Raw genomic sequence first — 25,402 nt, 5'->3', positions numbered from 1 at the left:
GCGGCCGGGACAGGGTCAATGGTCCGTGCAGTCGCTCCCGTCGATGACGCCGAGCCGCTGCAGCAGGAAGAGCATCGCCGCGGCGAAGTCGTTCTCCGCCGTGGCCCGCCGGACCTCGTCCCAGTCCACCTGCTCCCGCAGGGCCCGGGCGACGGGGAGGAGGGCGGCGAAGTCGCAGTAGTGCTCGTCGAGGGCGCACAGCTTCTGCACCACCAGGTCGGTGGCCTCGAGCACCGGCATCTGCACCGACAGCACCTCCAGCAGGCTGGCCCGTTCGGCGTCGGAGCGCTGCGCAGGGCTGCCGCAGGCCCGGTGGATGATGTCGATCATCGAGTCGTCGACGAAGACCTTGAAGAGCCAGTCCTCCGGCGGGTGGACGATCTCGAAGCCCTTGCCGGCCAGCACGCTCTCCACCTCGTCGGCGTCCTCCTCGGCGATGAGGAAGTCGACATCGTGGTCGGGCTCCGGCCCGCCGCGCGCCCACGCGGCATACCCGCCGATGAGGGCGAAGGGGACCCGAGACTCCTTGAGCGCGACGGCCACCGCCTTGAGCGCCTCGCGCAGGTTCTGCTGGTCCTCGTCCGTCATGTCACTGACCTACCCCCGGTCCGCGGAGCCCAACCACTGCCCAAGCGCGCGGGCCCCGGTTCCGGGTCGCGAGGCGGGAGGCCGCCCGGTAGGACGGGAGCATGCGGTTCGCCACCTTCAACATCCTCAACGGCCGGGTGCCCACCGACCAGCACGTCACGCTCGACGGGCTCACCGAGTCGGTCAAGCGGCTCGACGCCGACGTGCTGGCGCTGCAGGAGGTGGACCACAACCAGCACCGGTCGGAGAACGCCGACCTCACGGCGATCGCCGCCGAGGCGATGGGGGCGGTGGAGCACCGCTTCGTGGCCGCGCTGTCGGGCAGCCACGGGGCCACCGGCGCCACGTGGGTGGCCGCCACGGGGGAGGAGCACCCGGATGCCGCGGCCTACGGCATCGCCCTGCTGTCGCGCTGGCCGGTGCACGGCTGGCAGGTCGTGCGCCTGCCGCCGGTGCCGCTGCCGGTGCCGATGCGCTTCGGCGGCCGCCTGCGGCCCTACCTGGTGCGCGACGAGCCCCGCGTGGCGGTGGTCGCCACCATCGAGACGCCATGCGGCGTGGTCACGGTGGTCAACACGCACCTGTCGTTCCTCCGCTGGTGGAACGGGCGCCAGCTGCGCCGGGTGGTCGCCAGCCTGGTGGAGCGCTCCGGGCCGGTGGTGCTCATGGGCGACCTGAACATGGGTCCGGAGCAGGCCGTGCGGCTGACCGGCCTGCAGCCGGCGGCATCGGCCCTGACGTTCCCCGTGCACGAGCCGACCGAGCAGCTCGACCACATCCTGGTCGGGGGAGGCCTGGTCGCCTCGGGCGGGGAGGCCATGGCGCTGCCCATCTCCGACCACCGGGCACTGACGGCCGACCTCACCTGACTCAGGGGGCCAGCGTCTGGATCAGGCGGTCAGCGTCTGGATCAGGTCGTCGGCGCTGGCGGGTCCACCAGGCCGGGCACCTCGACGTCCTCACGTCTGATGCCGAGCTTCTCGAGCTCCCCGAGGTAGTCCTTGGTGTCGAACGACTCGGGCAGCACCTGCTCGGCCCGCTCGAGCGCGCCCTGCTCGTCGGCACGGGCACGGATCATGTCGAGGATCGTCTCGCGGCTGACCTGCATGCGGATCTCCTTCCGTCGGGGTGCGTCCGACGCTAGTGCGCCTGTGGGGGGACCGCACTGCGGGCGGCGGGTGGCCGCGCAGGTCCCATCCAATAGGCTGCCCCGGTGAGCGACACCCAGCCCGACGCCGCCCCTGCCACGGACCCTGCCACGGACCCCACCGCGGACGCTGCCACCGGCGCCCCGGACACCGCGCCGGACGCCGCGCCGGTCGAGCCGGCCCCGTCCGGTCCGAGGCCCACCCGGATCCTCGTCGCGGAGGACGAGGCGCTGATCCGCATCGACCTCGCCGAGATGCTCGGCGAGGCCGGCTACGAGGTGGTCGGCCAGGCCAGCAACGGCGAGCAGGCCGTCGAGATGGCCCGCGAGCTCACCCCCGACCTGGTGATCATGGACGTCAAGATGCCCGTGATGGACGGCATCACCGCGGCCGAGGAGATCGGCGCCGCGAAGATCTGCCCGGTGGTGATGCTGACGGCCTTCAGCCAGACCGAGCTCGTCGAGCGGGCCCGCGACGCCGGGGTGATGGCCTACATCGTCAAGCCGTTCACGGCGGCCGACCTCGCACCCGCCATCGACATCGCCCGCTCGCGCTGGACCGAGATGAAGGCGCTCGAGAGCGAGATCGCCGACCTCGGCGAGCGGCTCGAGACGCGCAAGCAGGTCGACCGCGCCAAGGGCATCCTCATGAAGAAGCTCAAGATCACCGAGCAGGAGGCGTTCCGGTGGATCCAGAAGACCGCCATGGACCGCCGCCTCGGCATGCGTGAGGTCGCCGACGCCGTCATCTCGGGGATGAAGTAGGCCTGTCGCGACGTCACCCAGATGAGGGGCTGCACGGGGCCGCCGGAGGACTATCCTTGTGACCGGAGGCTGGCGATGGCAACACAGATGAGTCCTCTGGTGATCGGGGCGATCCTGGTGGGGTTCCTGCTGATGTGGGTGACCCTGCTGGCGTGGAGCGCCCGTGACTCGGCCAACATCCCGCGCGCGGTGCCCCGCAACCCGAACGCACACCCCTGGTGGGGGAACGCGGAGTGGGACGAGGACTGGCGCCGGGAGTGGCAGAGAACGTTCGGGCGCCACAGCTGAGCCGCTCCCCCGGGTGAGGCGTCGTCGACGGACCTGTCGGCGCGGACTCGCGCGCGGGCCGTCAGCGCAGGGCGACGACGAGCTGGGTCAGCAGCGGCGCCACGATGAGCGCCGGGAGGATGTCTCCCACCGGCACCTGCTTGATGCCGAGCAGCCGGAAGCTGATGCCGACGAGCATCAGGCCACCGGTCGCGGTGAGCGCGGCGATGTGTGCGTCGGGCAGCAGTGAGCCGAGCAGCACCCCGAGCAGGGTGAGCAGGCCCTGCACGACGGCCACCGACACGGCCGAGAAGAGCACGCCGACGCCGAACGACGAGGCGAACGCCATGGCCGCGAAGCCGTCGAGCACCGACTTCAGCGTCAGCTGCTCGATGCCGCGCCCCAGCCCGTCGGACAGGGACCCGAGGATGGTCAGTGGCCCCACGCAGAACAGCAGCGAGGCGCTCATCCAGCCCTCGATGAACCGTTCGCGGGCGGCGTGGTCGACGCCGGACTCGCCGGCGCCGACGAGGGCGGGACGGCGGGCGAGCCGGTACTGGACCACCCCTGCCAGGCTCTCCAGCCGCTCCTCGATGCGCAGCAGCGACCCACCGATGCCGCCGAGGAGCAGTGACCCGAGCACGATGAGCACCGGGGCGCCGGTGCCGGTGGCCGCCTTCAGGGCGGGGTCGACCACGCTGACGGCCGACAGCCCGGCCATGAGCAGGGTGGTGAGGCCGAGGGCGTCGGTGACGACGGAGCGGGTGTGGTTCGGCAGGCGGTGGCCCACCGCCATGCCGAGCAGGGCCCCGACGACCACGGTGATGACGTTGATGACCGTGCCGAGGCCGGGGAAGTCGAGGCTCACGGGCACACCTTATGCAGCCGTTCACCCCATATCTGGGGGAACCCCTTCACCCTTACGGCGCAGTAGGAATAGAGTCTGCCCTCGGACGCCTCCTGCGGGAGGCTCCGGCGACGCCGGGGGACGCCGCATGCAACCACTGCAGTGTGTGCCACGACGATGGAGGAGTACCTGTGACCCGACCGGGAGTCAGCGTCAAACGGGTGTCTGCCGACCTGGAGCGGTCGTTCACCGAGCTGTGGATGTCCTCACGTGTGGAGGGCGGGACGAGCCCGGAGGTGGCCGCCCGCGCCGCGTCCGAGGGCAAGGTTCGCGCGGCCCTGCAGCGCGAGGAGGTGCGGGCCTTCCTCGCGGTCACCGACGGTGACCAGCCGGTCGGCTTCGTGGTCGCCACCCACAGCCCGTTCTCGGGGCTCACCGAGTGCCCTGCCGTCGCCATCGACCAGCTCTACGTCGCGCCCAAGGCCCGCCGCCACGGGGTGGCCCGCCACCTGCTCGCGGCGGTCACGGCGTATGCCGAGAAGCAGGGCTGCGAGCAGATCGGCTGCAACGTGCCGAGCCAGCAGCGGGACGCGAACCGGTTCTTCGCCCGCCTCGGCTTCAGCTCCCAGGTCGTGCGCCGGGTCACCAGCACCAGCGCGCTGCGGCGCCGCCTCGGCGCCGACGAGCCGCGCATCAGCCTCGACCAGATCCTGCACAAGCGCCGCTCGCTGCGGGCCCGGGCCAGCGCGGGCGCCAGCCGCCTCGCCGGCTGAGCAGCCGCACCGACGACAACCGAGGGGTATGCCGGGTGGTCACCACGCGGCATACCCCTCGCTCGTGTCCCGGACCCGGTGGCCCCGGTGACGCGTCTCAGGTGGCGGTGGTGCCCTCGTAGAGGCCCACGGTGTTGCCGTCGGGGTCCTGGAGGACCGCCCACCAGCTGGTCTCGCTGATCGGCTGCTTCTCCATCACCACCGTGGCGCCGCGCTCGGTCGCCTTGGCGAGCGTGTCGTCGATGGAGTCGACCTCGACGTACGAGCGGGGCTGGGTGAAGCCGTCGGAGCGCGGGGCGAGGCCGCCTCCGGAGATCTTGTTGGGGGCCTGCCACATCGGGTAGCCCTCGAAGCCGGGCAGCTCGGCGATCTGCCAGCCGAAGAGCGCGCTGTAGAAGTCCTTGGCCCGGTCCATGTCGCTGACCGGGATGTCGATGTGCGTGATGTCGCCGTGAGCCATGGGTCCCTCCCTGGTCCCTGCCGGTGGGGCGGACCGGGGTCAGGTCCGCCTCCCACCGACCCTGACGAACGTCACCGGGCCGGTCAAGAGCCGGCGGGTGCCTTGTCGCGCAGCAGGCAGGTGATGCGGCAGGTGCACACGCGGCGGTCGTCCTCGTCGGTGATGACCACCTCGTAGCTCGCGAGCGTGTTGCCCAGGCTCAGGGCGGTGGCGATGCCGGTGACCCAGCCGGAGCGCACGGCCCGGTGGTGGGTGGCGTTGATGTCGAGGCCCACCGCGACCCGGTCGGGCCCGGCGTGCAGGGCGGAGCCGAGCGAGCCGAGCGTCTCGGCGAGCACGACGGACGCACCGCCGTGCAGCAGGCCGTAGGGCTGGGTGTTGCCCTCCACGGGCATCCGGGCCACCAGGCGCTGCGGGCTGCTCTCGACCACCTCGATCTGCATGCGGTGCACCAGCGAGTTCGGGTTCATCGACATCACGGCCTCCATGAAGGCCTCGTGGTCGTGCCCGGTCTGGTCGTGCCCGGTCTGGTCGTCGGAGGCGGCGGGGGAGGTGTCGGCGGCGTCACTCATGGGGTGGTCGTGCTCCTGCTGTGGGTGGTGGGTGGGAGTGGCCCGGGGTGGGTGGGTGTGGCTGTGGGTGCCGGGCCCTAGGCTGCCATGCGTGAGTCGACTTCTCCTGCTTGACGGCCATTCGCTCGCCTACCGCGCCTTCTTCGCGCTGCCGGTCGAGAACTTCTCGACCAGCACCGGCCAGCACACCAACGCCGTCTACGGGTTCACGTCCATGCTCATCAACGTGCTGCGCGACGAGCAGCCGACCCACGTGGGCGTGGCGTTCGACGTCTCCCGCCAGACCTTCCGCACGGAGGAGTACGCCGAGTACAAGGCGGGCCGCTCGGCGACCCCGAACGAGTTCAACGGCCAGGTCTCCCTGCTGCACGAGGTGCTCGACGCGCTCAGCATCCGGCACGTCGAGGTCGAGGGCTACGAGGCCGACGACGTCATCGCCACGCTGACCACCGAGGCGGTCGGCGAGGGCATGGAGGTGCTGATCTGCTCGGGTGACCGCGACACCCTTCAGCTGGTCTCCGACAAGGTCACCGTGCTCTACCCGGTCAAGGGCGTCTCCGACCTCGCCCGGATGACCCCGGAGGCTGTCGAGACCAAGTACGGCGTGGGACCCGACCGGTACTCCGACCTCGCCGCACTCGTCGGCGAGTCGTCCGACAACCTGCCCGGCGTGCCCGGGGTCGGCCCGAAGACCGCAGCGAAGTGGCTGGCGCAGTACGGCGACCTGGCCGGCGTCGTGGCGCACGTCGACCAGGTCAAGGGCAAGGCCGGCGACTCGCTGCGCGAGCACCTCGACGGGGTGCTGCGCAACCGCCGGCTCAACGCCCTCATCCGCGACATGCCGCTGCCGGTCGGCGTCAAGGAGCTCGAGCGCCACAACTGGGACCGCGAGAAGGTCCACACCGTCTTCGACGGCCTCGAGTTCCGCGTCCTGCGCGATCGGCTCTTCTCCACCATCGAGGCGCCGGAGCTGGAGGCCGAGTCCGGGTTCGAGGTCGAGGGCGTCACCCTGGCCCCGGCCGACGTGCCCGGCTGGCTCGACGACCACGCCGGCCCCGGCGCGGCTGTGGGACTGCACGTGGCCGGCACCTGGGCGCGGGGCACCGGCGACGTGCAGGCCCTGGCGGTGGCCACGGCAGCCGGCCCGGCGGCCTACATCGACGTCGCCTCGCTCGACGAGGACGCCGAGAAGGCCGTGGCGGCGTGGCTCGCCGACGCCGGCAGGCCGAAGGTGCTGCACGACGCCAAGGGGCCGATGCAGGCCGTCGTCGCCCGGGGCTGGGACCTGCAGGGCATCGCCACCGACACCGCCCTGGCGGCCTACCTCGTGCGCCCCGACCAGCGCTCCTACGACCTCGCCGACCTCGTGCTGCGCAACCTCGGCCGCGAGCTGCGGGCCGAGACCGAGGCGGGCGGACAGGGCCTGCTCGACTTCAGCGCCGACGGCGACACCGAGGCGCAGGACGCCATGGTGCGGGCGCGTGCGGTGCTCGACCTCGCCGGCGCGCTCGGCGAGCAGCTGGAGGCCACCGGTGGCACCGAGCTGCAGCGCGACGTCGAGCTCCCGCTCGCCTATGTGCTCGCCCGGATGGAGCGCACCGGCATCGCGGTCGACTGCGACCAGATGCAGCGGCTCGAGTCGGACTTCGCCACGAAGGTCCGCGAGGCGCAGGAGGACTGCTACGACGCCATCGGCGGCGAGCAGATCAACCTCGGTTCGCCCAAGCAGCTGCAGGTCGTGCTCTTCGACACGCTCGGCATGCCGAAGACGAAGAAGACCAAGACCGGCTGGACCACCGACGCCGACGCGCTGAACGACCTCTACACCAAGACCGAGCACCCGTTCCTCGAGGCCCTGCTGCGCCACCGCGACGCCACCCGGCTGAGGGTGACCGTCGAGGGGCTGCTGAAGTCGGTGGCCGACGACGGACGGATCCACACGACGTACCAGCAGACCGTCGCGGCGACCGGCCGGCTGAGCTCGACCGACCCCAACCTGCAGAACATCCCGATCCGCACCGAGGAGGGCCGCCGCATCCGAGCAGCCTTCGTGGTCGGCGAGGGCTACGAGTCGCTGATGTCGGCCGACTACAGCCAGATCGAGATGCGCATCATGGCGCACCTCTCCGGTGACGAGGGGCTCATCGAGGCGTTCCGCACCGGGGAGGACCTGCACCGGTTCGTCGGCTCGCGGGTGTTCGGCGTCGAGCCGGAGGACGTCACACCGGCCATGCGCAGCAAGGTCAAGGCGATGTCGTACGGCCTGGCCTACGGGCTGTCGGCCTTCGGCCTGTCCAAGCAGCTGACCATCTCGACCGGCGAGGCCCAAGGCCTCATGGACGAGTACTTCGCCCGGTTCGGTGGGGTGCGGGACTACCTGCGCGACGTGGTCGCCGAGGCCCGAGCCACGGGCTACACCGCGACGATGCTCGGCCGGCGCCGCTACCTGCCCGACCTGACCAGTGACAACCGCCAGCGCCGCGAGGGGGCGGAGCGGATGGCCCTCAACGCCCCCATCCAGGGCTCGGCCGCCGACATCATCAAGCTCGCCATGCTCCGCGTCGAGGACGGCCTGACCAAGGCGGGTGCGAAGTCGCGCCAGCTGCTCCAGGTGCACGACGAGCTCGTGATCGAGGTGGCCCCGGGGGAGCGCGACGACGTCGAGGCACTGGTGCGCAAGGAGATGGGGGAGGCGATCGCCCTGGACGTGCCGCTCGAGGTGAGCGTGGGCGTGGGCCACTCCTGGCACGACGCCGCCCACTGACCCGCCCAGCCCTCGGGGCAGAGGACCCCGGAGGGTCCTCTGCCCCGAGGGCTGGGCGGGCGGCGCGAGTTGTGTTGCGCCACACCGGTGGGCTTTCCCCTGATCCGGGCACCCGGCTCGCAACCGGTGTGCCATAGTGCGGGCATGCTGACCTCCAGCGCGCGCCAGCGTGCCCTTGTGACCGCTGGCCTGTGCGCCGTCCTCTCCGGTGTTGCCGCCTGTTCCGCCGACACCGGCGTCAGTGCCAAGGCCAGCAGCGAGCGCGACGCCGCTCCCGCAACCCTGAAGAAGCAGTGCGATGCCTCGAGCTGCAAGGGAGAGCGGGGCGGGGCGCCCTTCGAGATCCGCCTGCCGTCGAAGTGGAACGGCACCCTGCTCGTCTGGTCCCACGGCTACCGGGCGGCTGACGCCATCCCCGCGGACCCGACGACGCCGAAGAGTGGCATGGAGCAGCCGAACCGCCAGGCCGAGGTGGCCCCCGCCGAGCAGGTCGCCACCCAGCTGCTCGAGAAGGGATATGCCCTCGCAGGGTCGGCGAACAAGAGCAACGGCTGGGCCGTGCAGGACTCGGTCGCCGCCAACGAGGACCTGTACAACTACTTCAAGAGCACCTTCGGGACGCCCAACCGCGTCTACCTGTGGGGGGCTTCCCTGGGAGGGCTCTCCACGCAGGTCCTGGCTGAGAAGGACCCCTCCTGGTTGTCCGGTTCTGCGCCCCTGTGCGCGCCGTTGGCGGGCACGAACCTCAACCTCGACCTCGCGCTCGACGTGGCGTACAGCATCAAGACGCTCTTCGACCCGAGCCTGAAGCTGAGCGGGTTCTCGTCGCACGAGGAGGCGGTCAAGAACTGGGAGCACGCGGCGGCGGCGCTGGTGGCTGCGGCGAAGGGTGGCAAGCCCCAAGCCATTGCCGGTCTGCTGACCATCAAGGCGATTGCCGGCGCCCCCGACAAGACGAAGACCCAGGACGGCAGCACCACCACCTCCACCGGTGCCGCCATCGTGGAGAGCGCGCTCAACGCCTTGGGCTACGCCACCTTCGGCCGCTACGAGCTGGAGCAGCGTGTGGGGGGCAACCCCTCGGACAACACGAGCGCGGACTACTCACAGCGGATCACCGACGCCGACCGGGCGCTCATCGAGGCCGCTGCACCCGGGCAGCTCGACAAGGTGCTCGCCAAGCTGGCCGCCGGCGAGCGGGTGAGTGCCGACGCGGCGGCCCGCAGCAAGGCCGACGCGCTGGCGAACCCGAGCGGCAGGATCAAGGCCCCCACACTCACGGTCCACACGATCGACGACCCCCTCGTGCTGGCAGCCAACGAGAACGTCTACGCCCGACGCGTCGACGCCTCGCACTCCAGCGGCGAGCTGCAGGGCTTCCTGACCGAGCCCCCGGTGAAGTACTCCCAGGCGCCGTACGGCGCAGGGCACTGCAACTTCACGGAGGAAGAGGCGCTCGCGGCCGTCGACCTGCTCGACCAGTGGGTGCGCACCGGCGCTTACCCGGCTGCCGGAGCCATCGCGTCGGAGCTCAACTTCAGCACCGACTCGACGCTGCCCAACATGAACACCCCCAAGTCGATCGCGGACGGCACCGCCACGACCGGGTACTCACCGAGCCTGCTGGCCCCGGCATGGCCGAACCCCAGTGCCAAGGTCGTGCGCTGACGGGTCCGGCTCTCGTGTCCTGAGTGCCAAGGTCGTGCGCTGACGGGTTCGGCTCTCGTCTCCCCGAACCCGTCAGCCCTCCTCCCCGCAGGGGAGAGGCGCGATCAGATCGGCAGCCGCCGGAAGACGGTTCGGGGAAGGTGGCGCAGCAGCGACATCACGGGCCGCATCGGGCGCGGCACCCACACCGTGCGGCTGGGCCCGCGCAGGCTGGTGACGATGGCCTGCGCCACCTCGTCGGGGCCGACGGCCAGCGGGGCCGCGTCCATGCCGTGCGTCATCTTCGTGCGCACGAACCCCGGGCGGACGACCACGACGCTCACACCCGAGCCGTGGAGGCTGTCCCCCAGACCGGTCGCGAAGGCGTCGAGGCCGGCCTTGGTGGCACCGTAGAGGTAGTTGGACCGTCGCGGACGCTCGCCGGCCACCGACGAGAGCACCACGATCACGCCGTGTCCCTGTCCCCGCATGCGGGCGCTGATGGCGGTCAGCGCAGACACGGCCCCCGTGAAGTTGGCGGTGACGACGTTCGCCGCAGCGGAGGGATCGGCAACGGTGGCGGCGTCGGGCAGGACTCCGAACGCCACCAGGGCGACGTCGACCTCGCCGGCGTCGAAGACGGCGTCGACGAAGGAGCTGTGGGAGGTGCTGTCGCTCGCCTCGAAGTCGACGGCGGTGATGGCGGCACCCGACATGCCGGGGAGCGCGCGAGCGGACGCTTCGGCTGCGTCCCTGCGCTCACCCGGGCGCCCTGCGAGCACCACCCTGTTGAGCCGCCCTCGCGCCGCCACTGCGGCGACCGTTGCCTGGGCTATGTCGGAGCTCGCCCCGAGGACGAGGAGGGACTGCGGGGAACCGAGGGCGTCTAGCAAAGGGTCAGTCTCCTGGCGAGGTCGGATGCGAACACGTGGTCGGGGTCGAGCTGGTCGCGCAGCTCGCGCCAGCGGTCGAGGTCGGGGTACATCGCGGGGATGAGCTCCGGCTTCACCCGAGAGTCCTTGGCGAGGTAGAGGCGGCCGCCGCGCGCGACGAGGTAGTCATCGGCTGCGTCGAGGACGTCGCGCACGCCCGGCAGGGCGGGCATGTCCAGGGCGAGCGTCCAGCCCGGGCGGGGGAACGACAGCGGAGCGCCCTCGGTGCCGGGGCCGAACCGCTTCAGGACGGCGAGGAAGCCGGGCACCCCCGCTCGCTGGAACATCTCGATGACGTGGCGCACGCACGAGTCGTCGGCGACCGCGAACTGGTACTGCAGGAACCCCGTCCTGCCGTAGATCCGGTTCCACCCCGAGATGACGTCGAGGGGGTGGAAGAACGCGGCGACGGACTCCTGGGAGAGCGTGGCGCGCGAGGGAGCCGCCCGGTAGTAGGCCTCGTTGAACATCCGCATCCTGCGCCGGGTGAGCAGCGCCGGAGGCGCCCACGGCGGTCCGGGCAGCACCCGCCCCGTGGTGAAGTCGTGCAGGGGAGTGGGCTCGCCCCCCGGGCTGGAGCCGACGGTGCTGTGGTCGCCGCTGGTGAGCACCCCGCGACCGAACGAGGCCCCGGAGGAGAGGGTGTCCAGCCACGCCACGGTGTACCGGTGCTCCTGGTCGGCAGCGACCAGGGCGGCCATGGTCTCGTCGAGGTCCGCGGTGCGGCGGGTGTGCACGGTCAGGCTCGCGGTCTCGATCGGCCGCAGACGCAGGCGGACCCGGGTGACGACACCGGACAGGCCCATGCCACCGACCACGGCGCCGAAGCCCGGGGACGTCGGGCGCAGCGTCTGCAGCTGCCCCCTGCCGTCGACCAGGTCGAGTTCCACGACGTGGGAGCCGATGCTCCCGTCGCGGTGGTGGTTCTTCCCGTGGACGTCGGCCGCCACGGCCCCGCCGAGGGTGACGTGCCGGGTGCCCGGGGTGACCGGCACGAACCAGCCTCGAGGCACGGCATACGCCAACACGTCGCCGATGCTGGCGCCGGCTCCGACGTCGACCTGCCCCGAGGCGTCGATGACACCGATGCCCGTCAGGGCGTCGGTGCGGATGACCCGCCCGCCACCGTTCTGCGCGGCGTCCCCGTAGCTGCGCCCGAGCCCGCGCGACAGGACCCCTCGGCCCCGAGGCGTGCCGCGGGCGGAGCGAACGGTCTCGGCGATCTCCTCGACGGATGCCTCGTGGCTGACCTCCGCCAACGACGCGGTGGCGCGTCCCCAACCGGTCAGCAGCGTCGACTCCACCCCGGTCACGGCGTCACGCCCACAGCGAAGGTCACGAGCCACAGCACACCGAGGACCTGGAGCGTGGGGTCGCGCAGGAGGACCTGCTCGGGCTCCTCGACACGACCGAGGTCGGTGTCGAGGGCGTAGCGCATGATGGCCAGCACGAAGGGCGCGATGCTGATCGCCGTCCAGACGCCCCGCGGATGGGCCGCACCCACCTCGAAGGCCCACAGGCAGTAGGCGGTGATGGCGACGCCCGCGGTGATGCCCAGGATCATCCGGAGGTACGAGAGCGGGTAGTACGTGAGGCTGCGCCGGACGACCGACCCGGCGTGCTCGGCGGCGGTCAGCTCGGACAGCCGCTTGCCCGTGACCATGAACAGCGAGCCGAACGCGGTGACGATGAGGAACCACTGCGAGAGCGGCAGGTTCGTGGCGAGGCCGCCGCCCACGGCGCGCAACAGGAACCCGCTCGAGACGAGGCCCAGCTCGATGACGGGCCGGTGCTTGAGCCAGGCGCTGTAGGCGATGTTGACGACCAGGTAGCCCGCCACCACGAGGGCGAACGACAGCGGTCCCGCGAGCGCGAGGGCACCACCTGCGAGCACCACCGACAGCCCCAGGGCCACGGGGCGGCTCACCACCCCGGACGCCACCGGGCGGCGGCACTTGGTGGGGTGCCGCGCGTCGGCCTCGGCGTCGAGCACGTCGTTGAAGCAGTACGTCGCGCTGCTGGCGAGGCAGAAGACGACGAAGGCGCGGAGGGTGTCGAGGGCGACATCGGCATGCAACAGCGTTCCCGCCGCGAGCGGGGCCGCCGCGACGAGGACGTTCTTCACCCACTGTTTTGGGCGCAGCAGAGAGAGCACGCCCCGAATCACGGCGTCAGACTAGCGGTCTGGTCTAGGGTCCGATCGATGAATGGACAACCGGCGCGCCGGAGCCGGAGCGCGCTGGTGCGAGCGCTGCCGACGTGGGGCACGTCGCTCGTCGCCGCTGTGGTCGTCCTCGGTCCAGCACTGCTGCCGGGGTTCGTGCTGGTCGGCGACATGGTGTTCGTCCCCAAGCTGCCCCTGAACGCGTCGCTGCTCGGCATCGGGGCGGCTGCGCCCCGCGCGGTGCCCAGCGACCTCGTGGTGGCCCTGGCCGGCAGTGTGCTCCCCGGCCAGCTCGTCCAGAAGCTGGTCCTGCTGGCCCTGCTCGTGGCGGCCGGTGCCGGCGCCGCGCGGGTGGTGCCCCTGCGGCCGCTCGCAGCCGCCGCCGTGGCGCTGGCCTACGTCTGGAACCCATTCGTGGCCGAGCGACTGGCCATCGGGCAGTGGGCGGTGCTGGCCGGCTACGCCGCGCTCCCGTGGGTCGTCCGGGGGTGCTGGCGGCTCGGCCTCCAGCCCACGTCGAGCGGTCGCGCCGCGAGCGCAGCCATCGTGCTCGGGTCGCTCGGTGGAGCGCCCGCATGGCTGCTGGTGGTGCTCGGAGCGGTGCCGGCGTACGTGACCGGTGCGGTGTCCCGGACCGGTGCGGCAGAAGAAGCGGGTTCCGGCGGGCGGGCGCGCGCCCTCGGCCGTCGCGCCGTCCTGCTCGCCCTGCTCCTGGTGGCGACGGCGCTGCCGTGGGCCGTCCCCGCCGTGGCTCGACCGGGCGGCACGGTGGGGGATCCCCTGGGGGCGACCGTCTTCACCCCCCACGCGGACACGGCCTTCGGCGTGCTGTTCAGCCTCCTGACCGGCGGAGGCGTCTGGAACGGGCAGGTCGTGCCCCCCGGTCGACTCACGGTCGTGGGTTCGCTGATGGCCGCTGCGCTGTTGCTGATCTCACTGGCAGGGCTGGTGCTGGGCCTGCGGCGAAGGACACCGGGTGCCGCCGCCGTCACCGTCGTGGGGGGACTCGGCCTGCTCGTGGCGACCGCCACGGCTGTGCCGCTGGTGGCCGACGCCATGGCCGGTCTGCCCGGCGGAGGCCTGCTTCGCGACGGTTCCCGGCAGGTGGCGCCGTGGGTGCTGGCGACGAGTGTCGGGCTCGGTCTGGCGATCGAGGCCCTGGCGTCGACCGTCGCCCGCCCCGGGCGCGTCCTGGTGGTGCTGGTGGGCCTCCTGCCGGTGGCTGCCCTTCCGGCCGCCGGCTGGGGGGTGTCAGGGCGGCTCGTCCCCACGCAGTACCCCGCCGACTATGCCGCCGTGGCTCGCATGGTGGATGCTGCTGACGGCGCCGTGGCGGTGCTGCCGTTCGAGGCGTACCGGCGCTTTCCGTGGAACGGCCATCGGTCGAGCCTGCAGCCGCTGCCCCGCTTCCTCAGTGCCGTGACCGTGTCGTCCTCCGACCTCGTGGTGCGCCAGCCGAGCGGGGCGGTCGTGCGGGTCCCCGGCGAGGACCGCTTGGCGACGGAGGTCGCCGCCGCGCTCCGGAGTGGTTCGCCGACGTCCCGCCTCGGGCAGCTCGGCGTGCGCTGGGTCGTCGTGGACGTCGACGGGGCGGCGCCGCCCGCCGGCACCGTCGAACGGTATGCCGGGTCCCGGCTTCGCCTGTACGAGGTGCCCGTGGTCGATCCCGTCGCTGCCGCCGACCCCGCCCGACGCTGGCAGCCACCATGGCTCGTGGTGCTGTGGGGCGACCTGCTCGCCGTGGTCGTGGTCGTGGTCCTCGTGGCGGGGGACTGGGGGCGGGCGACCGGGGGCGCGCCAAAGCGTCCCGACAGCCGATGCAACGCTGATACCGTGCAGTAGCATCGGATGGGGCCCCAGGCGGGGCCCGGTCACCCGCGTCCATGGAGGTACACGAGCAGCATGCGCATCGCTGTCACGGCCATCGTCTCGGCGCTGCTCGGTCTCGGCGCCAGCTATGGCGTGTACCAGGCTGCCCAGCCCCCCGTTCGCCAGAGCCAGGCTCCGCTGTACGACTACGGCAGCAACCCCTGACCCACCCGGGGTGAGGGCCGCGGCGAGTGCTGACGGCCCGGGCACCGGTCGCGGAACCCGTTTCCTCGTCGCTGTGTCAGCGGCTCCGTCCGCGTCCTGCACGGGGTTGTGCCAGCAGCTCGGTCACGAGGGCGTCGAAGCCCGCCACCGTTTCGGGCCAGGTGAACTGGCTGGCGAAGGCTGCCGCCTTGAGCCCCATGTCCGTGCGCCTGCCCTCGTCGAGGAGAAGCTCTCGCGTCAGCGCCACGAAGTGGTCGACGTCGTCACGGCGAGCCAGCAGCCCGGTGGTGCCGTCGATGATCGACTCGGTGACCCCGCCCGCACCGTCGAACGCCACGCTGGGCGTCTCGTGGAGCCCGGCCTCGACGACGACCAGTCCCCAGCCCTCCTTGAGGGAGGGCACGAGCGACACCCAGCTGCTGGCGTACAGGCGGTGGCGCTCCTCGTCCGAGACGAAGCCCCGCAGGTCGACGGCCTCGGCCAGCCCGCGCTCGTCGACCTCGCGTCGCAGCTCGTCCTCCCACCAGCCGCGGCCGGCGACGACCAGGCGCAGGCCGGGGAACTCCGGTCGCAGCCGCTCGACCACGGACAGGGCGATCTCGACCCGCTTGTGCGGGACCAGCCGGCCGAGGACCAGCAGCTGGGGATGGAGCGTGCGCCCGACGTCCTGTGCCGGCGGGGGAAGCACCCCGTTGTGGACCACTCTGATCTGGTCGGCCCGGACCCCGAGGTCGACCAGCTCCGCCCTGCTGAGCTCGGAGACGGTGACGTAGGGCCGGTGACGGTTCACGCTGGGCGCCAACCGCGACTCGATCCACCAGCCCGCCCTGGCCACGCGGGGAGGGAAGACGACGGGCCACTGCTCCCGGTGCACGTGGTGGACCAGCACGGCGTGCGGCGTCCTGCGGGCCCAGAGGGCGGCGAGGTAGGGCATCCCGTTCTGGGTCTCGATGACGACGTCGGGCCGGGGGATCCGTCGCAGCAGCACCGTCAGGGCAGCCAGCGGGTAGACGCCGAGGCGTCCACCCACCCGGACCACGCGCACGCCACTGGGCCGCACCTCGTGGGCCGCCGACCCGGCATACCGGGCCGTCAGGAGGGTGACGTCGCGACCGAGCGCGGCCAAGCCGTCGGCGACGTGTTCGAGGTAGACCTCCGACCCACCCCCATCGGGGTGGCCGGTGTCGCGCCAGTTCAGGAGCAGCACGTGCGGACGTGCCGGTGTGGTGCGGTGTCTCACCCTGTAGTGACCCCTTCGTCATGGCGGCGTCGGTTATCGTACCTGCCGGTAGCACGACGCTCGTCAACGGAGAAGAAGACCACGCAGTGAACGCATCCCTGGCGGCATCGGCCCGCCTGGCTCCCTCGGGCTCACTGCGACGCTCGGTCCAGCTCTTCCGGGCCTTCCGCCTCGAGCAGACCCGGCCGGACGTCTTCTACGGCCTGCTGGCACGTGACTCGGTGCGCGAGCTCGCCCGGTTCACGGACCTCGGCGGCGCCTCGGTCCTGGACGTGGGCGGGGGACCGGGCTACTTCGCCGACGCCTTTGCCGCGGCGGGGGCCCGGTATGCCGCACTGGACGCCGATGCCGGTGAGCTCAGCGCAGCGGGGAGCCCGGGATCCAACACCGTGATGGGGAGTGGTCTGCAGCTCCCCTTTGTCGACGACGCGGTGGACATCGCCTACTCCAGCAACGTCCTCGAGCACGTTCCCGACCCCGTCGCCATGGCGGAGGAGATGGTCCGGATCACCCGCAGCGGCGGCATCGTGTTCCTGTCGTGGACGACCTGGTTCTCGCCCTGGGGTGGCCACGAGACGTCGCCCTGGCACTTCCTCGGAGGCACCTGGGCCGCCGAGCGCTACACGCGGCGCACCGGGCGCCGGCCCAAGAACGACTTCGGCCGGTCACTGTTCGCCACCCACGCCGGACCCATGCTCGGCTGGGTCCGCGCGACGCCCCGGGTGGACCTGGTCGCCGCGTTCCCGCGCTACCACCCGCGGTGGGCCCACTGGGTCGCCCGGGTCCCCGGGCTGCGCGAGTGCGCGGTGTGGAACATGGTCCTCGTGCTGCGGGTCCGTTGACGTGATCTCCGTGGACGAGCGGACGGCCGCGGCGCCGGTCGGCGCACCCGACTCCCGGGGCACCGGGCCCCGAGACGACGCTGCCCCCGGACTCGAGCCGATGTCCTTCGTGTGGCGGGTGCGCCATGCCGTGGTGTGCGCACTGCTCACGGCGTTCGCCCTCAGCCAGTCCGCCGGCTCGGTCGTCTCCGACACCAAGCTCGACCTGGTCGTCGACCCACTGCGTTTCCTGGCGCGCGGGCTGCATCTCTGGGACCCGCTCGGCGCCTCCGGCCAGCTGCAGAACCAGGCCTACGGATACCTGTTCCCGATGGGGCCCTTCTTCGTCGCCGGCCGCGCCCTGGACGTCCCCGAGTGGGTGGTCCAGAGGTTGTGGTGGGCTCTGGTGCTGTGCACCGCCTACACCGGCGTCGTGGCACTGGCTCGACGTCTCGGGGTGGGCTCAGGTCCCTCACAGCTCTTGGCCGGTCTCGCGTTCGCGCTCTCACCGCACGTCCTGACGGTGCTGGGGCCGGTGTCGGCCGAGGCCTGGCCGATGGCCTTGTCGGCGTGGGTGCTGGTGCCCCTCGTGCGGACGGGTGACCCCGGGTACTCGCCGCGCCACGCGGCACTGCGGTCCGCCCTGGCCGTGCTGGCGATGGGCGGTGTCAACGCGGCGCTGGACGCCGCTGCCCTCCTGCCGGCGGTGGTGTGGTTCCTGACGCGGCGCTGGGACCGTGGTCTCCTGCGCCTCGCCGCCTGGTGGGGGTTGGGGCTCGTGCTGGCCTGTCTCTGGTGGCTGGTGCCGCTGTTCCTGCTGGGGAGGTACAGCCCTCCCTTCCTCGACTACATCGAGTCGGCCTCCATCACCACCAGCACCACGAGCCTGGTCGAGGTGCTGCGCGGGACCCATGACTGGATCGCCTACCTGTCGGCGTCGGGTTCCACCGCGGGGCTCCTGCTGCTGACGTCCGGCGTGCTGGTCGTGCTGACCGGGCTGTTGGCGGCCCTGGGGCTGGTCGGCCTGGCGCGTCGCGGCATGCCGGAGCGGACCTGGCTCCTGGTCACCCTCGGTGTCGGGACCGTGATGCTCACGCTGGGTCACGTGGCGGCCGTGGACGGTTTCGGGTCCGAGGCCCTGCGCGCGGCGCTCGACGGCCCGCTCGCGCCCCTGCGCAACGTCCACAAGTTCGACGTGGTCGTGCGCCTGCCCCTGGTGCTCGGGCTGGCGTTCCTCACCGAGCAGCTGGGCACGGGACGCAACCGGGTCGAGGCACGGGCCAACCGGGTCCTGGTCGTGGCGGCCGCCGCCTTCGCCGTGATCGGCTCGGCTGCCCCGATGGTGACGATGAACGTCGCCCCTCCGCGGTCCTTCACCGCGCTGCCCGGCTACTGGGAGCAGACCGCGCAGTGGCTGGCCCGGGCGAACGGCACGGGGCGGGCGCTCCTCCTGCCCGGGTCCCGGTTCGGGGTCTACGACTGGGGCACGACCAACGACGAGCCGCTCCAAGCCCTGGCGCGCACCCCGTGGGACGTCCGCAACGCCATTCCGCTGACCGGCACCGGGCACACCCGCTGGCTCGACAGCATCGAGCGGGAGGTGGCGGCTGGTCGCGGTGGCCCGGGCCTCGCTGAGGCGCTGCGGCGTGGCGGTGTCCGTTACCTCGTGGTCCGCAACGACCTCGACTACGGGTCGGTCGGCGCGACCAACCCGGTGCGGGTGCACCAGAGCCTCGCGTCGACAGCCGAGGTCTCGAGAGTCGCCACCTTCGGCCCCACCGTGGGCTCGCGCGGCAGCGTGACACTCGCCTACGACCAGTTCCTGAAGGTCGGCTACCCGGCGGTCGAGATCTTCGAGGTCCACGACGCGGGCGACGTGGTCTCCGCGACGCCGCAGTCGAGCGTCATGACCATCCAGGGCGGTGCCGAGTCACTTCTGGCTCTCGGCACGGTGGGCTTGGCCCCGGACGCGGCCAGCATCACCGGCGGAGACGCTGACGGTGGGATCCTCACCGACTCGCCGCGCCGCCGGGAGACCAACTTCGCGGGCGGGCCAACTCCCTCCTCGGCGACGCTCACCGCAGCCGACCCCCTACGTCTGTCGAAGCCCCAGCGCGACTACGACGCAGGGGCGGGCAGCAGGGAGGTCGTGGCCGAGCTGCGCGGCATCCGATCCGTGACGGCGTCATCCTCCGCGGCCGACGCCGACAACACCTCGGGCGTCGACCAGGCGGCGATGCCCTTCTCCGCGGTCGATGGGACCGTCGGCACTGCATGGCGTCCTGCGCCGGGTCGTGGCCCCCGTGGGCAGTGGCTGGACATCGACTTCGGTCGACGGGTCCCGGTGGACGGCTTGCGGATCACGCTGACGCCCGGCTCGGGCCTGCGCCAGGTCACCGTCATCGCAGGAGGCAGGCGGGCCACCACTCAGCTGAAGGGGCTCGACGAGACCGCGTTGCGCTCCCCGGTGGCCGCGGCGACGAAGCTGCGGGTCGAGCTCGGCGCACGGGTCTCGGGGGCTCCGGAGAGCAGGCCCGTCGGGATCGCCGAGCTGACGGTGCCGGGGGTGCGGGTCACCCGAACCCTCGTGGTGCCACCCTCTGCGTCCGACAGCGCGCCGAGCGCCATCGCCTTCACGACGTCGGGGCGACGTGACGCGTGCGCCTTCGACGGCGGTCCCTCCCGGTGCGTCACCGGGCAGTCCACGCCGGGCGAGGACGCCGCGGGCCTGGACCGCACGTTCTCGCTGGCGCATCGTCAGGCGTACACCCTTGGTGTCACTGCAGCGGCCGTGCCCGGCCCGGCCCTCGACCGCGCCATCGCCGAGAGAGTCGGCAACCCCACGACGGCGACCGCCTCCTCGACAGCGGTACCGGATCCTGCCGGCAGTGCGGCGTCGGCCGTCGACGGTGATCTCGGCACGACGTGGATCGCCGACCCGCTGGACTCCGACCCGTCGCTCACGGTCCGGTGGTCGGGTCGGCGCACGCTCACCTCACTGACCCTGCGGCTGGACGGCGCTGCGGCGGCCACCCCGCCGACCGAGGTCGCCATCGTCACGCCGCACGGGAACCGACTCGTGTCGGTGGCCCCGGACGGACGGGTCGAGTTCGCTCGTTTGAAGACGGACAGGGTGACCCTGCACCTGCGGGCGCCCTCGCTGGCGTCGAGCTTCGACCCGGCCGCGGCCCGGCTCGACCACCTCGGTATGGGTGTCAGCGAGGTGCTCATCCCGGGGGTGCACCACGTCGCGAAGGCTGCGGACCTCGCTGCCGCGCGGGCCCGGCGGGTGCACGGGTCCTGCGGCACGGGGCCGACGGTGGACCTCGACGGCCGCCAGGTGCGAACCGCCTTCTCCGCCACCGTCGACGACCTCCGGCGCATGGTCCCGATCCGCCTTCGAGTCTGCGGGGGAGTGGACGACCTCGTCCTCGGTTCGGGGACCCACCGTGCTCGCGTGGCGCCCAACAGCCTCTGGTCCGCCACGGCGGTCACCTTCACGGCTCCGGGCACGACGACGGTCACCTCGGCGCCCGTCGCCGTGGATGTCGGTCGCTGGGAGGCGACACACCGGTCGCTGGTGGTGGGGGAACGGAGCGAGGACACCGTGGTCACGGTCCACGAGAACGCCAACCCGGGCTGGCGCGCGACCTCCGGTGGTCGCGTCCTGCGGAAGGTCACCGTGGACGGTTGGCAGCAGGGCTACGTCGTTCCCGCCGGCCCGCGAGCCCGGGTGGACCTCGTCTACACCCCTGACCGGTGGATGCGGGCGGGACTGGGGGTCGGGATGCTGGCCGCCCTGGCGCTCGTGGCCGGAGCCCTGACGAAGCCGTCGCGCCGGCGCCGAACGGCTGAGCTGCCGAGGGCAGGCGCCCCGTGCGGAACCAGTCCGAGCACTGCCGGTGTCCTCCCCGTGGTCGGCCTCGCTGTCCTCCTCCTGGTCGGCGGCTGGGCGGGTGCGGCCGCCGCGGCTGCCGGTGCAGCGCTCTGGGTCGGGGCCCGTGCCGCGGCGCCACTTCGCCGAGCCCTGCCATGGCTGGCAGGAGCGCTCTACCTCGCAGCCGTGGTGCGCCTCTCGTGGGACCCGTGGGGGTATGCCGGGTATGCCGCAGGGTCTCGGCTCACGCAGTGGCTGTGCCTGCTCGCGGTGGCAGCCGCGTTCGCGGTGCCGGCGGCGCGGTCCAGGGCCGCTTCCCGTCGAGAGCCACAGCGACCGGCCTGATCCCGCAATCCCGCAGGATCAGCCGCGTGTCCTGCGGTGCCCGAGGCGGATGAGCGGTCGTTCCAGGAACCGGAAGCTGACGGCTGCCACGGCGACGGAGCCGAGCACCGTCAGCGGGAAGACCTGGACGACCTGGCCGTGGAACACGGCGTTTCCCAGCAGGCGCATCACGAGGTCGAGGACGACGAGGTGGTAGAGGAACACGCCGTACGAGACGTCGCCGAGGTAGCGCATCGGTGCATTGGCCAGGAGGACCCGCACGGTCCTGCCCTGTCCGAAGACCGCCGGCCACGCGAGGCTGACCGCCAGGATCGCGTAGAGGATGCTCTTCGAGATCGCCTGGCCTGCGGTGTCGGCGGTGAGGGACCGCGGCCCGGCGAGAGGCGTCATGGCCGCCAGCAGGGCAGCAGCCCCGACCGCCCAGCAGGTGAAGGGGTGCCGCCCCAGCTCCTCTGCGTGCCACCACGCACTCCTTGCCGGTGGCTGCTGGGTGTCGAGGTGGACCTTGACGACCGCCAGCGCCATGCCGGCCGCGAACCAGCCGAGGTACGCCGGAAGCCAGAAGCCACCCATCACCGGGCGCTGCCCCGAGTGCAGCCAGACCTGCCAGGCCACCGGAACGAGGGCGAGGGCGCCGCAGACCGCCATGGCCGTCCGGGCCGACCACGGACGGCGGCGCAGCCACCAGGCCGCACCAAGTCCGATCACGGGCAGGACCGCGTAGAAGCTGACCTCCGTCGCCAGCGACCAGGTCTGGGTCAGCCCTTCGCGGAACCACCCGTAACGGTAGATCTGGACCAGGAGTCCTTGGCGAAGCCAGTCGGCCCCCGAGGCGTCACGGTTCTGGGGAAGCACCGTCAGGGCCAGCACCACGGCGAGCCAGTAGGCGGGCAGGATCCGCAGGGCCCGCCGGACCGCGTACCGGCGGACCGACTGCCGCGACCTCGCACCAGGGAGTGCAGCGAGGAGCCACGGGCGGAAGAGCAGGAAGCCGGAGATCACGAAGAACACGGCCACGCCGCTGTCCATGCGCGCGAGGAAGGTGGCACCGAAGCCGCGCTCGTAGCGGCCGGTCCAGAAGGCGGCGTGCGTGAGCAGGACCGCGGCGACCGCCACGGCCCGCAGCCCGTCCAGGGCAGGGAAGGCGGAGTGGTCGGCTCCGGCGTCGGGGCCGTGGCGTGGTGGGGCCACGGTCACGGGTTCGACGCTGACGGGCGCCGCGACCGGCGGTGCCCCAAGCGCTGGTGGGCGGGGGTGTGGCGCCGTCATCGAGCCTCCTGAACGGGAACGGGGGCCCCTACCGTGATGTCGTCGCTGCACACCACTGCGCCGTCCCCAGCGGTCTCCAGGCGCACCTCGTCGAACGCACCGTTCGCGCGGAGGAAGACGGCACCCAGGCCGGCGTGGAACTCCACGGGTGTGCGGGTCCCACCGATCGTGACCGCACCCTTGGTGGTCCCACTGCTGATGTACCCGATGCGCACGGTCCAGCTGAACGGCAGGGTGCTCCGCTGCAGGGGCACCGTCACCGGCTGGGCGCCGATCCGCCAGCCGCAGCCCTTCCGGGGGCCCGGGAGGGCGGACACTCCACTCACCGCGGCCCTGCGCACCCGTCCCCGGTCGTCCAGCATGTACAGGCTGTCACTGGTCGGCCCGTCCGCCAAGGTTCGAGGAGGTGTCGGCAGCGGTGAGAGGAGGTGGCTGACGGTGGCGTAGTCACCGAGCAACGCCCAGGCGACCTCCTGCGGCACGTAGCCGTCGGCCAGGACCGGCGGCGTGGTGTAGCCCGACAGCTCTGACCGCGCGGTCTCGACCCACGGCCTGGCCGGGTTGATGCGCCAGAACTGGTCGTAGGAGACGGTGCTCCAGGCGGCGCTGACCGTCAGGGCCGTCACGGCGACGGCGATCCAGGCCGCGGCACGCGGCCGCGGCAGCTCGTCCAGCAGCTCGCGAACGGGGTCGGTGTCCAACCATCGCCGCAGCGCGGGCCGTTCATCCAGCGTCGCCGGGCGACCGGCTCTCCACTGGCCGGACAGCGGGACCAGGGCCAGGGCCAGGCCAAGGGCAGCCACGAGTGCGACATCCGTGACGTAGCGGTACTCGCCGGCGATCACGGGGCCGATGAACGCTGCTCGGCTGACCACGAGCAGCACCAGGTTGGTCACGGCGTAGCCCAGCGCCAGCGCCCAGCCACGCCACGCACCCCGTCGTGCCAGGCAGCTCCCCGCCACGACGCCCGCCAGAACCACCAGTGCCACCGCGCAGGCGAACGGGCCGGGGTCGGCCAGCGCACCGGCATACCCGATCTGGGCCCAGTGCCACGGGCCACCCAGTATCGCGGGGACCACGGCGCGCACGAACGACTCCATCACGAGCTGCACCACACTGGCGCCGGTGCCCGGCTGGCGTGCCGGTGAAGGGACGGTGGAGACGTAGAACAGCATGTAGGGCACCGTCACCACGGCGTAGCCGGCCCAGATGATCCGGTGCTGCACGAGGGCGTCGCGGGTCCGGCGCAGGGGGCGACCTGCCGCGAAGAAGAGCACGGTGAAGGCGAGCAGCAGCGGCAGGGCGAGCAGGGTCTTCTCGGAGAACGCGAGGCCGGCCAGGAGGACGAACGGACCGACCAGACCGCGCGCCGTGCGGCCGGTTCGCAGATAGGTGACGTGGGCGAGCAGGACACCGACGAGGGCCAGCTGCTGGGGCAGCTGGTTCAGCGCCGCCGCCCACCACAGGTTGGCCGGCAGCGTCATGGGGGTGAGGACGAACATCGTGAAGGGCACGAGGATCAACAGGTGGCTGCCGAAGAGGCGGCGCAGGAGAACGTAGAACAGGACGCCCAGGACACCCTGGAGCAGCATCGACGTGACGACGACCGCCCCGTAGTTGAACGGCAGCAACCGAGTCAGCACCCACACCCAGACGTAGGAGCCCGGCATGAAGTGGCTGTTGTAGGGCTCGAGGAGGTAGTGCGCGTCGAAGACGCTGTGGGTCGCTGCCCGTGCCGTGAAGACGAAGTCGTCGAGGTAGAAGAAGCCGCGCCAGCCGACCCATCCGCGCAGCAGGAGTCCGATGGCGAGGACCGTGGCGGCGGAGATGCCCAGTGCTCTGCTGTCAGCGACCACGGCGGAGGTCCGTGGTTGGTCGCCCGTCGAGGAGAGCCCGTTCACCGAGGGCCCCTGCGGAGCCGGCGTCGGTGCCTCTGTGGGACGGCCACCGGAGGCGCCGGCCGAGACGGCTGCGTCCTGCGTGCCGACGCTCGCCCGGCCGTGGGTGGTCACGCGCGCTCGATGACATAGCGGGTGTAGACCCAGTGCCCGCCGTACATCGGTTCGTCCCAGGCGGCCGCGATGCGCCCGTGAGCGCTCACCGCCGCCTCCACATCGGTTCGGGAGAGCGGGTACATGTCCATCGGGGCCGGGTAGCCGAGCAGGCGGCGCTGGGCGAACCGCATCGCCCGCCGGGGCAGCACCGCAGCCACGCGGCCCTTGAGGCTCTGGTCAGGGCGGGTGGCCACCTGGACGGCCACGACTCCGCCCGGGCGCACCACCCGCACCATCTCCGCGAGGTAGCCGCGGGCCGCGGCGGTCGGTATGTGCTGGAGCACGAGCGAGGAGTAGGCGATGTCGAACGTGGCGTCGCCGAAGACCGAGAGGTCCGGCCGCTCGCTGTGGACGAACTCGCAGCGCCCGTCCACGTCGAGGGAACGGGCCCGTTCCAGCATGGGCTCGGAGAAGTCGATGCCCACCGCGCGTTCCACATGGTCTCGGAGCGCCTGGGTGAGGCGCCCTGCGCCGCAACCGAAGTCCAACGCGGAGCCCGTGCCCGGCCGCAGCCCGAGCGCAGCGATCCGCCCGAGGACCGCGGAGACCTCGTCCCGGCCCGTGGCGAGGAAGGCCGTGGGATCCCACCCGTCGTGCCGGCCCTCAGGAGTGACGAGCACCGCCCACAAGGGGTCCTGCGCGCCCAGCGCGGTCCAGTCCGCCCGCGTGCGCTCCAGGTCCATCATTCTCCTCGCTCCGGGATCGCCGCAGGGACAGCCGCGGGGTCGTCGCCCCGTGCTGGTGACACATCAATGCCAAGGTTACGGCGGGCAAGGCTACCTGCTGGTACGTTGACGCCAACTGTGGACGCCGCAGCCCGGAATGCTGGGACCGCG

Annotated in this window: 22 protein-coding genes; 10 read left to right on the top strand and 12 right to left on the bottom strand. The window is 72.1% G+C overall.

Going from position 1 to position 25,402, the window contains the following annotated elements; translation table 11 throughout:
- Nucleotides 1-15: 15 nt before the first annotated feature.
- Nucleotides 16-588: a nucleotidyltransferase family protein gene (locus tag BMW78_RS13370; RefSeq protein ID WP_091760624.1), complete on the bottom strand. Its 573-nt coding sequence runs from the start codon at nucleotides 586-588 to the stop codon at nucleotides 16-18.
- A 101-nt stretch (nucleotides 589-689) separates the two neighbouring features.
- Here BMW78_RS13370 and BMW78_RS13365 point away from each other — a divergent pair, with 101 nt between their 5' ends.
- Complete coding sequence (locus BMW78_RS13365) at nucleotides 690-1,457, top strand: endonuclease/exonuclease/phosphatase family protein (RefSeq protein WP_091760621.1); 768 nt, start codon at nucleotides 690-692, stop codon at nucleotides 1,455-1,457.
- A gap of 41 nt (nucleotides 1,458-1,498) precedes the next feature.
- On the opposite strand, the gene BMW78_RS13360 is transcribed toward BMW78_RS13365, so the two are convergent.
- Nucleotides 1,499-1,696 (bottom strand): hypothetical protein, encoded by a 198-nt coding sequence (locus tag BMW78_RS13360; RefSeq protein ID WP_091760618.1) that lies wholly within the window; start codon nucleotides 1,694-1,696, stop codon nucleotides 1,499-1,501.
- A gap of 246 nt (nucleotides 1,697-1,942) precedes the next feature.
- Between BMW78_RS13360 and BMW78_RS13355 the strand changes: the two genes are divergently transcribed.
- Complete coding sequence (locus BMW78_RS13355; RefSeq protein WP_245735857.1) at nucleotides 1,943-2,500, top strand: ANTAR domain-containing response regulator; 558 nt, start codon at nucleotides 1,943-1,945, stop codon at nucleotides 2,498-2,500.
- A gap of 87 nt (nucleotides 2,501-2,587) precedes the next feature.
- Entirely contained in the window at nucleotides 2,588-2,788 is a 201-nt protein-coding gene (locus tag BMW78_RS13350; RefSeq protein ID WP_143056257.1) for a hypothetical protein, read from the top strand.
- A gap of 61 nt (nucleotides 2,789-2,849) precedes the next feature.
- Here the strand turns inward: BMW78_RS13350 and BMW78_RS13345 are convergent, their stop codons facing one another.
- Nucleotides 2,850-3,635 carry a DUF554 domain-containing protein gene (locus BMW78_RS13345; RefSeq protein ID WP_091760609.1) on the bottom strand — a complete coding sequence of 262 codons (786 nt, stop codon included), beginning with the start codon at nucleotides 3,633-3,635 and terminating at the stop codon, nucleotides 2,850-2,852.
- A 200-nt stretch (nucleotides 3,636-3,835) separates the two neighbouring features.
- Here BMW78_RS13345 and BMW78_RS13340 point away from each other — a divergent pair, with 200 nt between their 5' ends.
- Entirely contained in the window at nucleotides 3,836-4,387 is a 552-nt protein-coding gene (locus BMW78_RS13340) for a GNAT family N-acetyltransferase (protein ID WP_245735844.1), read from the top strand.
- A 97-nt stretch (nucleotides 4,388-4,484) separates the two neighbouring features.
- Here BMW78_RS13340 and BMW78_RS13335 read toward each other — a convergent pair whose 3' ends face one another.
- The gene (locus tag BMW78_RS13335; protein WP_091760606.1) at nucleotides 4,485-4,847 is read right to left on the bottom strand and encodes a VOC family protein; all 363 of its coding nucleotides are present in this window, start codon (nucleotides 4,845-4,847) and stop codon (nucleotides 4,485-4,487) included.
- A gap of 83 nt (nucleotides 4,848-4,930) precedes the next feature.
- Nucleotides 4,931-5,335 carry a PaaI family thioesterase gene (locus BMW78_RS13330; RefSeq protein WP_425439060.1) on the bottom strand — a complete coding sequence of 135 codons (405 nt, stop codon included), beginning with the start codon at nucleotides 5,333-5,335 and terminating at the stop codon, nucleotides 4,931-4,933.
- A 175-nt stretch (nucleotides 5,336-5,510) separates the two neighbouring features.
- Between BMW78_RS13330 and polA the strand changes: the two genes are divergently transcribed.
- Both polA and BMW78_RS13320 read left to right on the top strand, forming a co-directional pair.
- On the top strand, nucleotides 5,511-8,183 hold the full coding sequence (gene polA / locus BMW78_RS13325; protein WP_091760600.1) for a DNA polymerase I: 2,673 nt from the start codon (nucleotides 5,511-5,513) through the stop codon (nucleotides 8,181-8,183).
- A gap of 144 nt (nucleotides 8,184-8,327) precedes the next feature.
- On the top strand, nucleotides 8,328-9,851 hold the full coding sequence (locus BMW78_RS13320) for a hypothetical protein (protein ID WP_143056256.1): 1,524 nt from the start codon (nucleotides 8,328-8,330) through the stop codon (nucleotides 9,849-9,851).
- Between the two features lie 104 nt (nucleotides 9,852-9,955).
- Here BMW78_RS13320 and dprE2 read toward each other — a convergent pair whose 3' ends face one another.
- The 3 genes from dprE2 to BMW78_RS13305 are packed head-to-tail and all read right to left on the bottom strand — an operon-like array spanning nucleotide 9,956 to nucleotide 12,929.
- Nucleotides 9,956-10,723 carry a decaprenylphospho-beta-D-erythro-pentofuranosid-2-ulose 2-reductase gene (gene dprE2 / locus BMW78_RS13315; RefSeq protein ID WP_091760594.1) on the bottom strand — a complete coding sequence of 256 codons (768 nt, stop codon included), beginning with the start codon at nucleotides 10,721-10,723 and terminating at the stop codon, nucleotides 9,956-9,958.
- Nucleotides 10,717-12,075: an FAD-binding oxidoreductase gene (locus BMW78_RS13310; protein WP_218144353.1), complete on the bottom strand. Its 1,359-nt coding sequence runs from the start codon at nucleotides 12,073-12,075 to the stop codon at nucleotides 10,717-10,719. Before BMW78_RS13310 ends, dprE2 begins: the two co-directional genes overlap by 7 nt.
- Entirely contained in the window at nucleotides 12,072-12,929 is an 858-nt protein-coding gene (locus BMW78_RS13305; protein ID WP_091760591.1) for a decaprenyl-phosphate phosphoribosyltransferase, read from the bottom strand. The genes BMW78_RS13310 and BMW78_RS13305 overlap by 4 nt, the downstream gene beginning before the upstream one ends.
- A gap of 36 nt (nucleotides 12,930-12,965) precedes the next feature.
- On the opposite strand from BMW78_RS13305, the gene BMW78_RS13300 reads away from it, so the two are divergent.
- Together BMW78_RS13300 and BMW78_RS21320 are read left to right on the top strand one after the other, a co-directional pair.
- Complete coding sequence (locus tag BMW78_RS13300; RefSeq protein WP_143056255.1) at nucleotides 12,966-14,768, top strand: MmpA family trehalose lipid delivery protein; 1,803 nt, start codon at nucleotides 12,966-12,968, stop codon at nucleotides 14,766-14,768.
- Between the two features lie 60 nt (nucleotides 14,769-14,828).
- The gene (locus BMW78_RS21320) at nucleotides 14,829-14,960 is read left to right on the top strand and encodes a hypothetical protein (protein ID WP_281247088.1); all 132 of its coding nucleotides are present in this window, start codon (nucleotides 14,829-14,831) and stop codon (nucleotides 14,958-14,960) included.
- Between the two features lie 76 nt (nucleotides 14,961-15,036).
- Here BMW78_RS21320 and BMW78_RS13295 read toward each other — a convergent pair whose 3' ends face one another.
- Nucleotides 15,037-16,200, bottom strand: a complete 1,164-nt coding sequence (locus BMW78_RS13295; protein ID WP_091760585.1) for a glycosyltransferase family 4 protein — start codon at nucleotides 16,198-16,200, stop codon at nucleotides 15,037-15,039.
- Between the two features lie 86 nt (nucleotides 16,201-16,286).
- On the opposite strand from BMW78_RS13295, the gene BMW78_RS13290 reads away from it, so the two are divergent.
- Both BMW78_RS13290 and BMW78_RS13285 read left to right on the top strand, forming a co-directional pair.
- Nucleotides 16,287-17,042 (top strand): class I SAM-dependent methyltransferase, encoded by a 756-nt coding sequence (locus BMW78_RS13290; protein WP_245735843.1) that lies wholly within the window; start codon nucleotides 16,287-16,289, stop codon nucleotides 17,040-17,042.
- 10 nt (nucleotides 17,043-17,052) lie between these two features.
- Entirely contained in the window at nucleotides 17,053-21,243 is a 4,191-nt protein-coding gene (locus tag BMW78_RS13285) for an alpha-(1->3)-arabinofuranosyltransferase domain-containing protein (protein WP_143056254.1), read from the top strand.
- 18 nt (nucleotides 21,244-21,261) lie between these two features.
- Here BMW78_RS13285 and BMW78_RS13280 read toward each other — a convergent pair whose 3' ends face one another.
- From BMW78_RS13280 to BMW78_RS13270, 3 genes are all read right to left on the bottom strand, one after another.
- Nucleotides 21,262-22,440, bottom strand: a complete 1,179-nt coding sequence (locus BMW78_RS13280; protein WP_177180387.1) for an acyltransferase family protein — start codon at nucleotides 22,438-22,440, stop codon at nucleotides 21,262-21,264.
- A gap of 68 nt (nucleotides 22,441-22,508) precedes the next feature.
- Complete coding sequence (locus tag BMW78_RS13275) at nucleotides 22,509-24,524, bottom strand: hypothetical protein (RefSeq protein ID WP_091760572.1); 2,016 nt, start codon at nucleotides 24,522-24,524, stop codon at nucleotides 22,509-22,511.
- A complete protein-coding gene (locus BMW78_RS13270) occupies nucleotides 24,521-25,249 on the bottom strand; it encodes a class I SAM-dependent methyltransferase (RefSeq protein ID WP_218144352.1) in 729 nt (242 codons plus the stop codon). The genes BMW78_RS13275 and BMW78_RS13270 overlap by 4 nt, the downstream gene beginning before the upstream one ends.
- Between the last annotated feature and the right edge of the window lie 153 nt (nucleotides 25,250-25,402).

Origin of the sequence: Pedococcus cremeus (assembly GCF_900111375.1) — a bacterium.
Lineage (GTDB): Bacteria > Actinomycetota > Actinomycetes > Actinomycetales > Dermatophilaceae > Pedococcus_A > Pedococcus_A cremeus.
Note: the sequence above shows the minus strand (reverse complement) of the source record. Positions and strands in the feature narration are given on the sequence as shown.